Source organism: Paenibacillus sp. ALE2 (assembly GCF_054113385.1).
The window spans coordinates 2396930-2414839 of sequence record NZ_CM134213.1 but is presented as its reverse complement, the minus strand read 5'-3'; the positions used below and the strand labels follow the sequence as shown (position 1 = coordinate 2414839).

Genomic DNA, 17910 nt, shown 5'->3' with positions numbered 1-17910 from the left:
GAAATTCCTTACTCAGAACGTCGTCGGCTATCTCTTTCAGCCCTTCCTGCGACCTATTTCGGCCATTGTATTTCGGAACTTTTCCCCTATGAGGTAGTAGTAAACGAGTAGCCGCGGCGCACGTTTTAGATATCTGTATTTCTTCCTGTAGTCTTCGTGTGCCTTTTGTTGTTCTTCTGGTGTCATAGTCAAAAAATTAAACTCGTCTGCAACGATCGACAATTACTTCTTTTCGTTTTTCGGGTATTCGGATTTTATGGTGGAATTATCTCTGTTTAAATGGTTTGATTCTTATTATACCAAAGGTAAACTACGATTTCTGTTGTGTTTTTCCCCTTTCATTTGGAAAAAAACACCCGGCAGGATGCGTACCGAGAGAAATACGGCATACACCCAAGCCGGGTAAGGGATTAGAAAATAATATCAATGGCCTCTAGCACATCTTGCTCCTGTTCGGATTGCCCGTTCAGGGAAATATCCTTCAACAGCACCGAAGGCTGTTCGCAAATTTGGGTGATGATTACGAGCAGGTCCTGAGCGAAATTGTCGATCAGATTGCGCGTAAACAACTTGGTGGCATATTCAAACTGCCCGTTCATTCCCTCATCCAGCAACGAAATGACCAAGGTAAGATCAAATTGGGAAACCGTATGAGTTTCCGGATAAGATTCGATCTTGATATCCCCGAAGCTTTGAACGTTATCTTCCTTGGTTTCCAGAGCAAACATGACATCGAATACAGGATTGCGGCTTTGATCTCGCGGCGCCTGCAGCTTTTTCACAAGCTCCTCGAACGGATAATCCTGGTGGTCGTAGGCCCCCAGCATCGTTTCTTTGACTTCGTTCAAGTAAGCGAGGAACGTCTTCTCCCCGGACGGATAATGACGAATCGCCAAAGTGTTGACAAACATTCCGATGAGCGGCTCCAGGTCGGCATGTGTGCGGCCCGAAACCGGCATGCCTACAATGAAGTCTTCTTGTCCCGAGTACTTGCTGAGCAGGATTGAATAGGCCGCCAATAACACCATATAAAGGGTAGCACCGTTCTTATCGGCGATGCGCTGCAAGCTGTCGGTCATCTGCTTGTCGATGCTGAAGGGCAGCACATCTCCCTCAAAGCTGCGAGCGGCAGGTCTGACAAAGTCCGTAGGCAGTTCAAGCGTCGGCAGTTCGCCTTCCAGCACGTCCAGCCAGTAGGCTTCCTGACGTTTCAGCCGCTCTTTTACAGGTTCTGACTGCTGCCAAGCGGCGAATTCCTTGTATTGAATCCGAAGCGGCTCCAGAGTCTCACCGTTATACAGGCGCAGCAGCTCTTCGACGAAGATGCCCATCGACATGCCATCCGTGACGATATGATGAATGTCCAGCATGAGCAGATGCCGTTCCGCTTCCCATTCGACTAAGCCCACACGCAGCAGCGGCGGCCGCTCCAAATCAAAGACGCGCACAAAGCCGTCTACGATGCTCTTCGTTTCACTTTCCGTCGCTTTCGTATACTCGACGGCAAACTTCAAGTCCGGATAAATCCGTTGTACCGGTTCGCCGTCGACCATTTCGAAGCCGGTTCGCAAAATTTCGTGACGAGCTATCAATCCTTTGAGCGCCGCCTCGAATTGATTCCGTTCCAAGCGCCCGACGAGAACCGTCATGCCGGACATGTTGTAGCTAAGCTCGGCGCCTTCCATCTGCTGCTGGATGTACAGCCGTTTTTGCACGGAGGAAAGCGGATAGTAATCCCTCTTATCCAGAACCGGAATGGAGAGGTGTTCCTGCCGCTCCAATTGGCTGATCGCCTCGGCCATCGCTTCGATGGTCGAGTGCCGGAACACATCGCGCAGTGGCAGGTCCACACTCAGTTCCTTGTGCACCTTGCTGACTAGCGTCGTCGCCCGCAGGGAGTGCCCGCCGAGGTCGAAGAAGTTGTCCGTCACGCCAATCGTGACCGGTCCGAGCACGCCCTGCCAGATGGCGACCAGTTTCGCCTCCAGTTCGGTGCGCGGCGCCACGTATTCGCGGCCTGCGCTTGCTCCCCCTTCCGGCGCCGGCAGCGCCTTCCGGTCGATTTTCCCGTTCGGCGTCAGAGGCAGGCGCTCCAGCTCGACGAAGTACGACGGGATCATGTAACCCGGCAGCTCGCTGGAGATCGCCCGTTTCAGGTCCGCCACCGTCAAGCCTTCTTCCGCTGTATAATAAGCGCACAAAGCTTTCTGACCTTCTTGATCTTCCCTGACGACGACGACCGCTTCCTTCACGCCACCTACACTCAGCAGCTTCGCTTCGACTTCCCCCGTCTCAATCCGGTACCCCCGGATCTTCGCCTGGTTGTCGATCCGGCCGATGAAGTCCACGTTCCCGTCTTCCATCCACCGGGCCAAGTCTCCCGTGCGGTACAACCGCTCGCCCGCGGCGAACGGGCTGTCTACGAACTTCTCTTCCGTCAGCTCCGGACGGTTCAAGTACCCACGCGCCACTCCGACTCCGCCGATGACCAGCTCGCCCAGCACCCCGACCGGCACCGGATTCAGGTGCGCGTCCACGATGTAGAACTTGGCGTTCAGCCACGCTTTGCCGATCGGCACATGGCCTGTCTGCGGCAGCTTCGCCAGCTCCTCGTCGTAGAAGCTGGAGTCGATCGCCGCTTCCGTCACGCCGTATGCGTTGATGATCCGGAACAACGAGCCGAAGCGTTCCTGCAAGGTCCGGTAATCCGCCACGCTGCAGCTGTCCGAGCTTGTGATCAACAGCTCCATCCCGCTCATATCCAGTTGATGCTCGTGCACGTACTCCAGGAACGGCACGATCAGCGCCGGCGTCGATTCGAAGATCGTCACTTGCTGCTGGCTGATCCAGTAGTGCAGACGAGACGGATCGATCCGGTCGTCCTTCGGCACAATCACCATCGTGCCTCCGTTGTACAGCGTCCGCGCGATATCTCCCACGAACACGTCAAAAGAGAAGCTTGCGAGCTGCAGCAGCCGCACCGGGAACTGATCCAACTGATATTCCCGCCGGTAGCCCGCCGCCGTGTTCACCAGGCTGCGGTGCTCGATCATCACGCCCTTCGGCTTGCCCGTCGTTCCCGACGTGTAGATCACGTACGCCAGATCCTCCAGACGGGCTTCATGGAAGCTGTCGGCATTCGCCCGCTCCTCGCCGTACGACACTTCGTCGTCCAGGTACAGCACCGCCGCTAGCGCCAGCTCCTCTTCGCCGAGCCAGGCTTCGGCGCGCTCTCGCAGCGCCGTTTGCGTCAGCAGCACCTTCGCTCCGCTGTCTTCAAGCATGAACCGCACGCGCTCCGCCGGATAATCCGGGTCGAGCGGCACATACGCCCCGCCCGCTTTCCAGACGGCCAGCACGGCCACCAGCACGGCCACCGAACGCTCGGCGAGAATGCCGACGATCGTCTCCCGGCCGATGCCGCTTGTGCGCAGCGTGGCCGCCAAGCGGTTCGCCCGCTCATTCAGCTCCGCATACGTCAGCCGGTCATTCTCGTACACGACAGCTGCCGTTTCCGGCGTGCGCTCCGCCTGTTCCTCAAACAGTTGGTGGAACGCGGCCGCAGGAGCCGCTTCCGGCTGAGCCGGGTTAAACGCGCCGAGAATTTGCTCTTTTTCCGCCGGTGTCAAAATGCCCAACTCGGCAATCGTCGCCGACGGGTTGCGGAGAATGGATTCAAGCAGCTGCAAGTAGTGAGCGGCCAATTTTTCCACTGTTTCGGTTTTATAAAGAGCAGTGGCGTATTCAAACAGATATTCCAAGCCTTCCTCGATCTCTGTGACGTCCAAGCTGAGATCGAATTTAGAAACAATTTCTTCGCTGGCATACGTCGACAAATGGAGTCCGGGAAGCTGGATTTCCAAATTCTCTGTATTCTGCAAAGCAAACATCGTATCGAACAGCGGATTGCGGCTTAAATCGCGAGCCACATTCACCTTATCCACCAGTTCCTCAAACGGATAATTCTGATGTTCAAAAGCGCCCAGCGTCGTCTCCTTGATTTCCTTCAAGTAGTCAAGGAACGTTTTACCGGCAGCCGGATAACTGCGGATGGCCAGGGTATTGACGAACATCCCGATCAGCGGCTGAACGTCGCTGTGATTTCTTCCTGCAATCGGCGTACCGACCACCACGTCTTCTTGCCCTGTATACTTATGCAATAATATTGTATAACCAGCAAGCAGAACCATGTAAAGCGTTGCGCCGTTCTCGGCTGCAAGCCGTTTCAGACCCTCGCTTTTCTCGCTATCCATAAACAATTGCAGCGTGCGGCCCTCGTAGCTCTGCATAGCCGGGCGCGGATAGTCCGTCGGCAATTCCAAAACCGGCAGTTCTCCGCGGAACATGTCGAGCCAGTAGGCTTCCTGCTTGGCAAGCTGAGCTTTCTGCTCGTCCGATTGCTGCCATACCGCATAATCTTTGTACTGAATGCGGAGCGGCTCCAACTGCTCCCCGCTGTACAAGCGGACGAACTCTTCGATCAGTACGTCAATCGAAACGCCGTCAGATACGATATGATGCGTATCGAACATTAGAATGTGCCGGTCCGGCGCCAGTTCAGCAAGGCCTACCCGCAGAAGGGGCGGCTTCGCTAGATCAAACGGACGAACAAATTGGCGCACCGTTTCTTCTGCCTGCTCCTCGCTGATCTGCACATATTCCACCTGGAAGGCGGCTTCTTCGTAAATCCGCTGAACCGCTTCACCTTTTACCATCTCAAAGCCGGTACGCAGCGTTTCATGACGAGCTACGAGCCCGCGGAACGCTTCTTCAAACCGCTGCCGGTCGAGCTCCCCTTCGAGCAGCATAGCTCCTGGTATGTTGTAGCTCAGCTCGGCTCCTTCCAGCTGGTTCAAGATATAGAGACGTTTCTGAGCAGAAGAGAGCGGATAATACTCGCTAGGTTCCGCAGCCGGAATAGCCGTGAACGAGCCGATCTCCAACCGCTCCATAGCCGCGGCCATTTCTTCAACCGTCGAGTAGCGGAATACGTCGCGAAGCGGGAATTCAACGCCTAGCTCCTTATGCATTTTGCTGACAAGCGTCGTCGCCCGCAGGGAGTGCCCGCCGAGGTCGAAGAAGTTGTCCGTTACGCCTACCGCCTTCTCCCGAACAAGCACATCCTGCCAAATGGCGGCCAGCTTCGCCTCCAGTTCGGTGCGCGGCGCCACGTATTCGCGGCCTCCTGCCCCCCCTTCCGGCGCCGGCAGCGCCTTCCGGTCGATCTTTCCGTTCGGCGTCAGAGGCAGGCGCTCCAGCTCCACGAAGTACGACGGGATCATGTACCCCGGCAGCTCGCTGGCAATCGCCCGCTTCAGATCCGCCGCTGTCAAGCCTTCTTCCGCTGTATAATAAGCGCACAAAGCTTTCTGACCTTCTTGATCTTCCCTGACGACGACGACCGCTTCCTTCACGCCACCTACACTCAGCAGCTTCGCTTCGACTTCGCCTGTCTCAATCCGGTACCCCCGGATTTTCACCTGGTTGTCGATCCGGCCGATGAAGTCCACGTTGCCGTCCGGCATCCAGCGCGCCAGGTCGCCTGTCCGGTACAGCCGCTCCCCAGTGGCGAACGGGCTGTCTACGAATTTCTCCGCCGTCAAATCCGGGCGGTTCAAGTACCCGCGCGCCACTCCGACTCCGCCGATAACCAGCTCGCCCAACACCCCGACCGGCACCGGATTCAGATGCGCATCCACGATGTAGAATTTCGCATTCAGCCACGCTTTGCCGATCGGCACATTGCCTGTTTGCGGCAGCTTCGCCAGCTCCTCGTCGTAGAAACTGGAGTCGATCGCCGCTTCCGTCACGCCGTATGCGTTGATGATCCGGAACAACGAGCCGAAGCGTTCCTGCAAGGTCCGGTAATCCGCCACGCTGCAGCTGTCCGAGCTCGTGATCAACAGCTCCATCCCGCTCATATCCAGTTGATGCTCGTGCACGTACTCCAGGAACGGCACGATCAGCGCCGGCGTCGATTCGAAGATCGTCACTTGCTGCTGGCTGATCCAGTAGTGCAGACGAGACGGATCGATCCGGTCGTCCTTCGGCACAATCACCATCGTGCCTCCGTTGTACAGCGTCCGCGCGATATCTCCCACGAACACGTCGAACGAGAAGCTTGCGAGCTGCAGCAGCCGCACTGGGAACTGATCCAACCGGTATTCCCGCCGGTAGCCCGCCGCCGTGTTCACCAGGCTGCGGTGCTCGATCATCACGCCCTTCGGCTTGCCCGTCGTCCCCGACGTGTAGATCACGTACGCCAGATCCTCCGGACGGGCTTCATGGAAGCTGTCGGCATTCATCCGCTCCTCGCTGTACGAAGTTTCGTCGTCCAGGTACAGCACCGCCGCCAGCGCCAGCTCCTCTTCGCCGAGCCAAGCTTCGGCGCGCTCTCGCAGCGCCGTTTGCGTCAGCAGCACCTTCGCTCCGCTGTCTTCGAGCATGAACCGCACGCGCTCCGCCGGATAATCCGGGTCGAGCGGCACATACGCCCCGCCCGCTTTCCAGACGGCCAGCACGGCCACCAGCAAGTCCACCGAACGCTCGGCGAGAATGCCGACGATCGTCTCCCGGCCGATGCCACTTGCGCGCACCGTGGCCGCCAAGCGGTTCGCCCGCTCGTTCAGCTCCGCATACGTCAGCCGGTCGTTCTCGTACACGACGGCCGCCGCTTCCGGCGTGCGCTCCGCCTGTTCCTCGAACAGCCGGTGGAACGCGGCCGCAGGAGCCGCTTCCGGCTGCGCCGGGTTAAACGCGCCAAGAATTTGCTCTTTTTCCGACGGTGTCAAAATGCCCAGCTCGGCAATCGTCGCCGACGGGTTGCGGAGAATGGATTCAAGCAGCTGCAAGTAGTGAGCGGCCAATTTCTCCACTGTTTCGGTTTTATAAAGAGCAGTGGCGTATTCAAACAGATATTCCAAGCCTTCCTCGATCTCTGTGACGTCCAAGCTGAGATCGAATTTAGAAACAATTTCTTCGCTGGCATACGTCGACAAATGGAGTCCGGGAAGCTGGATTTCCAAATTCTCTGTATTCTGCAAAGCAAACATCGTATCGAACAGCGGATTGCGGCTTAAATCGCGAGCCACATTCACCTTATCCACCAGTTCCTCAAACGGATAATTCTGATGTTCAAAAGCGCCCAGCGTCGTCTCCTTGATCTCCTTCAAGTAGTCAAGGAACGTTTTACCAGCAGCCGGATAACTGCGGATGGCCAGGGTATTGACGAACATCCCGATCAGCGGCTGAACGTCGCTGTGATTTCTTCCTGCAATCGGCGTACCGACCACCACGTCTTCTTGCCCTGTATACTTATGCAGTAACATTGTATAACCAGCAAGCAGAACCATGTAAAGCGTTGCGCCGTTCTCGGCTGCAAGCCGTTTCAGACCCTCGCTTTTCTCGCTATCCATAAACAATTGCAGCGTGCGGCCCTCGTAGCTCTGCATAGCCGGGCGCGGATAGTCCGTCGGCAATTCCAAAACCGGCAGTTCTCCGCGGAACATGTCGAGCCAGTAGGCTTCCTGCTTGGCAAGCTGAGCTTTCTGCTCGTCCGATTGCTGCCATACCGCATAATCTTTGTACTGAATGCGGAGCGGCTCCAACTGCTCCCCGCTGTACAAGCGGACGAGCTCTTCGATCAGTACGTCAATCGAAACGCCGTCAGATACGATATGATGCGTATCGAACATTAGAATGTGCCGGTCCGGCGCCAGTTCAGCAAGGCCTACCCGCAGAAGGGGCGGCTTCGCTAGATCAAACGGACGAACGAATTGGCGCACCGTTTCTTCTGCCTGCTCCTCGCTGATCTGCACATATTCCACCTGGAAGGCGGCTTCTTCGTAAATCCGCTGAACCGCTTCGCCTTTTACCATCTCAAAGCCGGTACGCAGCGTTTCATGACGAGCTACGAGCCCGCGGAACGCTTCTTCAAACCGCTGTCGGTCGAGCTCCCCTTCGAGCAGCATAGCTCCTGGTATGTTGTAACTCAGCTCGGCTCCTTCCAGCTGGTTCAAGATATAGAGACGTTTCTGAGCGGAAGAGAGCGGATAATACTCGCTAGATTCTGCAGCCGGAATAGCCGTGAACGAGCCGATCTCCAGCCGCTCCATAGCCGCGGCCATTTCCTCAACCGTTGAGTAGTGGAATACGTCGCGAAGCGGGAATTCAACGCCTAGCTCCTTATGCATTTTGCTGACAAGCGTCGTCGCCCGCAGGGAGTGCCCGCCGAGGTCGAAGAAGTTGTCCGTTACGCCTACCGCATTCTCCCGAACAAGCACATCCTGCCAAATGGCGGCCAGCTTCGCCTCCAGTTCGGTGCGCGGCGCCACGTATTCGCGGCCTCCGCCTGCTCCCCCTTCCGGTGCCGGCAGCGCCTTCCGGTCGATCTTTCCGTTCGACGTCAGAGGCAGGCGCTCCAACTCCACGAAGTACGACGGGATCATGTACCCCGGCAGCTCGCTGGCAATCGCCCGCTTCAGATCCGCCGCTGTCAAGCCTTCTTCCGCTGTATAATAAGCGCACAAAGCTTTCTGACCTTCTTGATCTTCCCTGACGACGACGACCGCTTCCTTCACGCCACCTACACTCAGCAGCTTTGCTTCGACTTCACCCGTCTCAATCCGGTACCCCCGGATTTTCACCTGGTTGTCGATCCGGCCGATGAAGTCCACGTTCCCGTCTTCCATCCAGCGCGCCAGGTCGCCTGTCCGGTACAGCCGCTCCCCAGTGGCGAACGGGCTGTCTACGAATTTCTCCGCCGTCAAATCCGGGCGGTTCAAGTACCCGCGCGCCACTCCGACTCCGCCGATAACCAGCTCGCCCAACACCCCGATCGGCACCGGCTTCAGATTCGCATCCACGATGTAGAACTTGGCGTTCAGCCACGCTTTCCCGATCGGCACGCTGCCCGTCTTCGGCAGCTTTTCCAGAGGCTCGTCATAGAAGCTGGAGTCAATCGCCGCTTCCGTTACGCCGTAGCTGTTAATAATACGGAACTGCGAGCCGAAGCGCTCCTGCAAGGTGCGGTAATCCCCCACGCTGCAGCTGTCCGAGCTCGTGATCAACAGCTCCAACCGGCTCATATCCAGCCGTTGCTCGTGCACGTACTCCAGGAACGGCACGATCAGCGCTGGCGTCGATTCGAAGATGGTGACCCGCTCCCGCTCAATCCAGTGGTGCAAACGAGACGGATCGATCCGGTCGTCCTTCGGCACAATTACCATGGTGCCGCCGTTGTACAGCGTCCGCGCAATGTCACCCACGAACACGTCGAATGAGAAGCTTGCGAGCTGCAGCAGCCGCACCGGGAACTGATCCAGGCGGTAGTCCCGACGGTAGCCCGCCGCCGTGTTCACCAGGCTGCGATGTTCGATCATCACGCCCTTCGGCTTGCCCGTCGTACCGGAGGTGTAGATGACGTAAGCCAAATCGCGCGGCTTGTTCACATTCGCCGGATTCGACGCGAGATCTGCTGCTAGTACGTTCTTCTCGGCTTCTGCCGTGGCGGACGTTTCGGCAGCAGCTGCTTGCGCCAAAGCCTCCGCCTCTGCGCCTGCTTCGCCCAAAGCTTGTACACCCACAGCCGCTTCCGCCGCTCCGAGACTGTACGTCGCGGCGTCGTCAAGCGCAAGCACCGTTTGCAGCACTAGAGCTCCGTCACTGCGCCAAGCTTCCGCCTGCTCCAGCAGGCGGGTCTGCGTAAGCAGCACCGACGCCCCGCTGTCCGCGAGCATATACTCGATCCGCTCCGCCGGATAGTCCGGGTCGAGCGGCACATAAGCGCCGCCCGCTTTCCATACGGCGAGCACCCCGATCAACAGCTCCGCCGAACGATCGGCCAGAATGCCGACCACCTGCTCCGGCTTCACCCCGCGCGCCCGCAGTGCATACGCCAGACGATTCGCTTTGGCGTTCAGCTCCGCATACGTCAGCTTGCTGTCTTCGTAGACAACCGCCAGCGCTTCCGGAGTGCGCTCCGCCTGCTCCTCGAACAGCTCGTGGAACGTTCTCTCTCTCCACGACTCATCCGCTTCCAAACCTGTACCCTCTGCGGCGGGTTGCTTCGCAAGAGCCGAAGACGACACGTCAAACCCGACCAGCAAATCATGTTTTTCGCTGTCCGTCAAGACATCCAAATCCGAAATCCGCGCACCCGGCTGAGCCAGGATCGACGTCAAAAGCTGCTCGTAATGACCCGCCAGCCGTACCACCGTTTCCTGTCTAAACAACGAGGTAGCGTACTCGATCTTGCAAACCAGTTCGTTATCGGCTTCCACGATATCAAAGCTAAGGTCAAACTTTGCCGTCTTTTCCTCGATGTCGAACAGCGACCATTGCAAGCCTTCCAGGGTTAAATCCAAGCTTTCGTGCTTTTGCAAAGAAAACATGGTGTCAAACAGAGGATTCCGGCTTAAATCCCGGCTCACCTGAAGAGCTTCCACCAGCTTCTCGAACGGATAGTCTTGGTGCTCGTAGGCTCCAAGCGTTGTTTCCTTCACTTCCTGCAAGTAATCCAGGAACGTCCGCTCCGCCGCCGGACCCAAGCGAAGGGCCAGCGTATTGACGAACATACCGATAATCGGCTGCAGGTCGGCGTGAGAACGGGCGGCAATCGGAGTGCCGACCACTATATCTTCCTGTCCCGCGTATTTATGAAGCAATACGGAGTACGCAGCCAGCAGAAGCATGTACAGCGTTGCCCCCGAATCGCCGGCAAGCCGTTTGAGAGCTTCGCTTTTCTCCGCATCCAGCGTAAACGTGAGCGTTTGACCGTCAAACTGCTGAACGGCCGGGCGGGAGAAGTCGAGAGGCAGCTCAAGAACCGGAAGCTCGGAGCTGAATACCCCACGCCAGTATTCCTCCTGCCGTTTGATGCGCTGGCGCTGCTCCTCGGATTGCTGCCAAACGGCGTAATCCTTGTATTGAATCCGCAGCTCCGGCAATTCTTCCCCATTGTAAAGCCGCACGAATTCGCGCAGCAGCACGTCCATGGAAAGGCCGTCGGAACCAATATGATGAATATCCAGCGCGAGCAGGAATTTCTCTTTCTCCAGTTCGATCAGCAGGGCGCGCAGCAAAGGCGGCTGGGTCAAGTCAAAAGGCTGAATGAAGCCTTCAAGAATGGCCGCAACCTGATCTTCGCTTGCTTGAAGCTTTTCGACCTTGAAAGCTACGAGCGGATGAATACGCTGAACCGGCTCCCCATTCACGATTTCAAAACCGGTGCGCAGCATATCATGCCGGGCCACCAAAGTAGTCAGCGCCTTTTCCACTTTGGCCTCGTTCAAAGCCCCTTCCAACTGCAAGGCACTTGGGAGGTTGTAATTCAGCTCCGAGCCATCCAGCTGGTGCAGGACGTACAGCCTTTTTTGCGCGGAGGAAACCGGATAGTACGCTTTCTCTTCCGCTTTCGGAATTGAGCTGTGCCGCGTTTCTTCCAAGCTGGCAATAGCCCCGGCCATCGACTCTACCGTCGTATAGCGGAACACATCGCGCAGCGGAAGTTCGACGTTCATTTCCTTCTGAATCTTGCTGACAAGGTTCGTCGCCCGCAAGGAGTGGCCTCCGAGCTCGAAGAAATTGTCTAGGACTCCAATGCCGGAGTAGCCCAGCACTTCCTCCCAGATCTTCACAAGCTGGGACTCCATCCGGTTACGCGGTGCTACATATTCGACGCCCGTCTGCAAGCTGCCTTGCGGTTCCGGCAGCGCTTTGCGGTCTACTTTGCCGTTGGCCGTCAGCGGCATGCGCTCCAGCTGCACGAAGTACGACGGGATCATGTACCCCGGCATTCCCTGGGCCAGCGAGGTTCTCATTTCGCTGACCGTCAGTGTCCGATCCGCCACAAAGTAGGCGACAAGCGCCTTCTCGCCCCCGCCGTCCTGACGGGCAAGCACCACCGCTTCTTCCACGCCCTCGACGTTCAGCAGCTGCGTCTCGATTTCGTCCAGCTCGATTCGGTACCCGCGGATTTTGACCTGGTGATCGATCCGGCCCAGGTATTCGATGTTGCCGTCCGGCAGCCAAGCCGCCAAGTCGCCCGAGCGGTACAGTTTCTCCCCCTCCGCAAACGGGGAATCGACGAACTTCTCCGCCGTCAGATCCGGGCGGTTCAGGTATCCTCTCGCAAGGCCTTCCCCGGCCACGTACATTTCGCCCGCTACGCCGATCGGCACAGGCCGGCGGTTTTCATCAAGGACGTACACCCTCAGCGTCGGGATCGGCTTGCCGATATTGCTCTTCGCCGCCTCCATTTCGACCCACGTGATTTCCTTATACGTCACGTGAACAGTCGTCTCGGTAATGCCGTACATATTGATCAGCTTCGTCTCCGGGTACTTCGTCTTGAAGCCCTTGAGCAGCAGCGGACTCAGCGCTTCGCCCCCGAAGATGACGTTGCGAATCCGCAAATCGTACGGATGGTCCGTCAAGACCTCGCGCAGCAGCTGGTAGAAGTACGTTGGCGTCTGGTTCAAAATGGTAACCTGTTCGCGGCCCAGCAGCGCCAGGAAATCGGCCGGATTTTTCGCCGTGAACGGCGGTACGATGACCAGCTTGCCTCCGTACAGCAGCGCTCCGTACATTTCCCAAACGGAGAAATCGAAGCAGAACGAGTGGAACAGCGTCCACGTGTCGGACGGCCCGAAGTCGAACAGGTTTTTGTCATTGAACAGGAGGCGCACGACGTTCTTATGCTCGATCAGCGTTCCTTTTGGTCTGCCGGTCGTTCCCGACGTGTAGATGACATAAGCCAGGTTGAGCGGCCCGGAAATCGGCTCCAGGTTCGAAGCGTCCAGCGCACCTTCGGAGTCCGCCCCTCTGTCGCCCCAAACGAAATCGTCCAATTCGAGGCGCGTTCCTACGAAGTCGGTCTTCTCGTGCAGATGCTTTTGAATCAGCAATAACGGCGCACCCGAATCCTCGATCATGAAGCGAATGCGCTCCTCCGGGTAGTCGGGATCGACAGGCACGTATGCTCCGCCTGCTTTGAGAATCGCCAGAATGCCGACGACCATATCGAGCGAGCGTTCGGCCAGAATCGCTACCAGCTGGTCCGCTTCTACTCCCGTCTCCCGCAGCTTTCGCGCAAGGCGGTTGGATCGCTCGTTCAGCTCGCGGTAGGTCAGCTGCCGCTCGTTCATGACGGCGGCCACGTTGTCCGGGTAAAGCTCCGCCTGCTCTTCGAACAAGCCGTGAATCGTCTGCTGCCGCGGGTAGTCCGCCTCTGAATCGTTGAAACCGCGCATCAGCTCGCGGATTTCCTCCTCCGTGAGCATTTCCAGCGAGGCAATATCCCCGTCCGGCGCTGCTGCGATGGTTTCGAGCAGCTTGTCATAATGTCTGGCGAACCGCTCCGCGGTCTCCTGTTTATACAAAGCCGTAGCGTACTCCAACCGACATTCGAGCTGACCGTCCATCTCCGAAATGTCCAAGAGCAGCTCGAACTTGGATGTTCGGTTTTCCAGCGGATAAAACGATTGCTCCAGCCCCTCGATGACAATTTGCTCGTTCTCCGTATTTTGCAGGGAGAAGAACGTATCAAAGAGCGGATTCCGGCCGGTCGCGCGCGGAATGTGAAGACTTTCCACCAAGTCTTCGAACAAATAATTTTGGTGTTCGAAAGCCCCGAGCGTGATATCCTTGATTTCTTCCAGGTACGAAAGGTACGGCTTGGAACGCTCCGGACGGCTGCGAATGGCCAGCGTGTTGATAAACATCCCTACGATCGGCTGCACTTCTTCCTGCGTTCTTCCGGCAATCGGCGTTCCTACGATCAGATCTTCCTGACCCGAATATTTATGCATAAGGATGGTGTAAGCCGACAGCAGCACCATGTACAGGGTCGTCCCTGTCCGTGCCGCTAGTTCTTTCAGCTTCTCCGTCCGATCTTTCTCGATATAAAACTTCACGGTTCGGCCGTCAAAGCTTTGCACCGCAGGCCGCGGGAAGTCCGTCGGTAGCTCCAAGACCGGCAGCTCGCCCGACAGCTGTTCCAGCCAATACTCCTTCTGCGGCTGGAGCATCTGCCCGTAAGCTTCGGAATGCTGCCAAACGGCATAATCTTTGTATTGAATGCGCAGCGGTGCCAGCTCCTCGCCCCGATACAGGCGGCTGAACTCGTCGAAGAGCAGCGCTGTCGAAATGCCGTCCGAGACGATATGGTGCATATCGAACAGCAGAATGTGGCGATCCTCGGCGACTTCGATCAAGCCGATGCGGAGAAGTGGTGGCTTAGTCAGATCAAACGGGTGATAGTAAGCTTCCACCACTTGCTCCACTTCCCGCTCGCTCGCTTGGAAATAATCTACAGCAAAATCCAACTCGTCATAGATGCGCTGGACAAGCTCGCCTTGAACCTGCTCGATCCCGGTACGCAGCGTCTCATGGCGCTGAATCAGCGCCCGGAACGCGTGCTCGACGTGTGTGCGGTCCAGCTTGCCTTCGAGAAGAAGCGCCGCCGACATATTGTAGCTGCGCTCGGCCCCGTCAAGCTGGCGCAGGACGTACAGACGCTTTTGCTCGGATGAAACCGGATAGTACTCGGCCTCAGCCGCCTTTGTAATCTCATACGTCTCCTGCTGCCTTAAACCGCCGATTCTTTGGGCCAGCTGTTCGATCGTGGTGTAGCGGAAAACTTCCCGCAGCGGAACCTCGACTTGCAGCTCTTTCCGAATCTTGGAAACCAGCGTGGAGGCCCGCAAGGAATGACCACCCAAGTCAAAGAAATCGTCTTGGACTCCAACTCGCACAATACCCAGTACCTGCTGCCAAATGAGAGTAAGTCTTGTTTCCAGCGTTGTGCGAGGAGCCGCATACTCACGGCCTGCTTCTATCTCTCCGGTCGGTTCAGGCAGCGCTTTGCGGTCAATTTTGCCGTTCGGCGTGAGCGGAAGCTTATCAAGAGACACCAGCCGGGCCGGGACCATATGAGCCGGCAGCTCTTGCTTCAATTGGGACAGCAGATCGCTCAGCTGCAAAGAAGCATCCGCCGCCACGTAACCGCACAAATACTTTTGCCCCTGCTCATCCGTACGGTCGGTCACCACAGCCTGCTTGACGCCCGGGAAACGCAGCAGGGCCGTTTCAATTTCGCCGAGTTCGATGCGGAACCCGCGAATTTTCACCTGATAGTCGATCCGGCCGATGAAGTCGACGTTGCCGTCTTCTAGCCAGCGGGCCAAATCGCCTGTCCGGTACAGACGTTCGCCCGGCACAAACGGGCTGTCCGCAAACTTCTCGGCGGTTAGATCCGGACGGTTCCAGTACCCGCGCGCCACCCCGGCGCCGCCGATGACAAGCTCGCCCGGAACCCCTACAGGAACCAGCTTTAACGCAGCATCGACAATGTAAAACCGGGCGTTCAGCCAAGCTTTGCCGATCGGCACATGACCCGACGGCGGCAGCTTATCCAGCGGCTCACCGTAAAAGCTGCTGTCAATGGCCGCTTCGGTAACGCCATAGCTGTTGATGATGCGGAATTGTCCGCCGAATCTTTCCTGCAGCAAACGGTAATCGGTGACACTGCAAGCATCCGAGCTGGTAATCAGCAACTGCATGGAGCTAACGTCCAGCCCTTCTTCATAAATATGCTGCATGAACGGCAGGATGAGCGCAGGCGTCGATTCGAATACCGTAATGTTTTGGTCCCGAATCCAGCCGTATAAGAGGTTCGGATCAATCCGGTCATCCTTCGGCACAATCACCATCGTGCCTCCGTTATACAGCGTCCGCGCGATGTCTCCGACAAACACGTCAAACGAGAAGCTGGCCAGCTGCAGCAGCCGCACCGGAAACTGATCCAACCGGTACTCGCGACGGTACGCATCCGCCGTATTCACGAGACTACCGTGCTCAATCATGACGCCTTTCGGGCGCCCCGTCGTACCCGAGGTGTAAATCACATAAGCCAAGTCTTGCGGGGCGCTGTCGGCAGATTCAAATTCCACGGCTAAGGCATCCCCGTTATAAATCTGTTCATCGTCCATGGCATAGACAGCTTGAAGCTTCAGCCGGTCATCGGCCAACCAACCTCCGGCCCGCTCCAACAGATGACGCTGCGTAAGCAGCACCGATGCATCGCTATCGCTGAGCATGTACTCAATCCGCTCCGCGGGATAATCGGGGTCCAGCGGTACATAGGCTCCGCCGGCTTTCCAAACGGCGAGCACCCCGACCAGCAGTTCCACCGAACGCTCCGCCCAGATCCCCGTAATCGTCTCCCTTCCCACGCCCTGTTCGCGAAGGAGAGAAGCCAGCCGCTCGGCGCGTTCGTTCAATTCGCTGTAGGTCAGCTGTTTGTCCATGTAGACGACTGCCGGATGATCCGGAATTTCCCGGGCAAACTTTTCAACATACCGATGAAACGCTTCTCCCTCGCTCAGCCCTGCCACCGGCGGGTTAAAAACATTGAGAACGCGGTGTCTCTCCTCATCGCTCAGCAGAGAAATCTCGCGTACCGGCAGTTCGGGACTCTGAAGAAACTGGTCCAGAACGGTTACATACTGTTCCATAATCCGATCAATCTCGGCCGTCTCGAACAGACCCGTACGATAGGAAGCATGGAGAATTACATGGCCTTCATTCAGCATATGGTCGAAGCGCAGCAGCAAATCGTCCATCTCGTGCCTAGCGAAGTGAGCCTCTAAGCGTACCTTGATTTCCTCGTACTCCACGATTTTCAAAGGCAGATATTCCAGAGACGTGCGGAACAGCCCCGAAAGATCGTTGCGGCCGTGTTGTTCGCGTAAATCCTGGATCAATTGGTTATAAGGGTATTTCTGATACCGCAGATCCGCCGTATTTTCCTTGGAAACCGTTTGGATCAAGGAAAGTACGTGCCCGTCTGGATTCAGACAAATCCGCGTAGCCACGGTGCTGACAAACATGCCGATCGTTTCTTTTTCCTTCTTGCTGGTGCGATTGGCGAAAACCGTGCCGACCGGAACATCGGTGCTGTCGGTCAGTTTGTACAATAAGGCGTACATGGCGGACAAAAATAACGTATATAAGCTGACCTGATATTGTTCGCTGAAGGCCAGAATGCGTTCATACCGGGAACCGTCCAAAGTGATGGACAGTTTATTGGATTCGCTGCCGATCGAGAATGGCGGATACGATTTAATGCCGGTCGTTTCAGGCAAAGTGTTGTACTTTGTCAGCCAGTATTCCTTGCCTTTTTGATAACGCTGCGATTGCTCATATTCACGCTCCGAGGAAATATAATCTAGATAGGAAGGGGGCTGGTAACTGCTGGAGATGCCTTTGCGCAGTTCCAGGTACTTTTCCATCACCGCATGCAGCAAAGCATTGACGGACAAGCCGTCGGCGATAATATGATTTACCGTCAAATTGAGCCATACTTGGCCGTTCGCAAAATGGATAATCGTAAATTGGTAGAGGTGTTCGTCGAACACGCTGGCCGGTTTTTCGCTTACTTCTTTCACCCAAGCATAGAATTGTTCGGTTGTTCCTATTTCGAGGCGGCTTATCCTAGCTTGGACATTCTCCGGCTCTTCGAACCACTGCGTTGGATTTTGCAAATCCCCGCTAATGCGGATTCGGAAAACGTCATAGGTTTTGACGATCTCTGCCGCCGCTTGCTTCAGAAGCTGTGTGTTGATCTCGCCCGTAATCTGGTAGGTCGCGGAAAGCATCGTGATGGACGTTCCCGGATTCATAATTTCCATGAACCATATTCGGCGCTGGGCTTGCGTTAATCCATATTGCTCGTTGGTATCCTCTCTCACATCGACACACTCCCGGTTTAGAGATTCTTTATAGATAGGCTTTGTACCTAGATGTCACTTAGTCACTCTTAGAAGAACCGCGCAGGCCATTCCCGGAACGGCTCCTTCGGACTCTTCCTCCTTTTTCGTGTCTGCGTTTTCTGGTAACTACCGGTTATAA

1 protein-coding gene is annotated in these 17910 nt (G+C 56.6%); it reads right to left on the bottom strand.

All coding sequences use genetic code 11. The features are described from left to right. Positions 1-410: 410 nt before the first annotated feature. A complete protein-coding gene (locus ACXHJ1_RS10315) occupies positions 411-17750 on the bottom strand; it encodes a non-ribosomal peptide synthase/polyketide synthase (RefSeq protein WP_457906025.1) in 17340 nt (5779 codons plus the stop codon). Between the last annotated feature and the right edge of the window lie 160 nt (positions 17751-17910).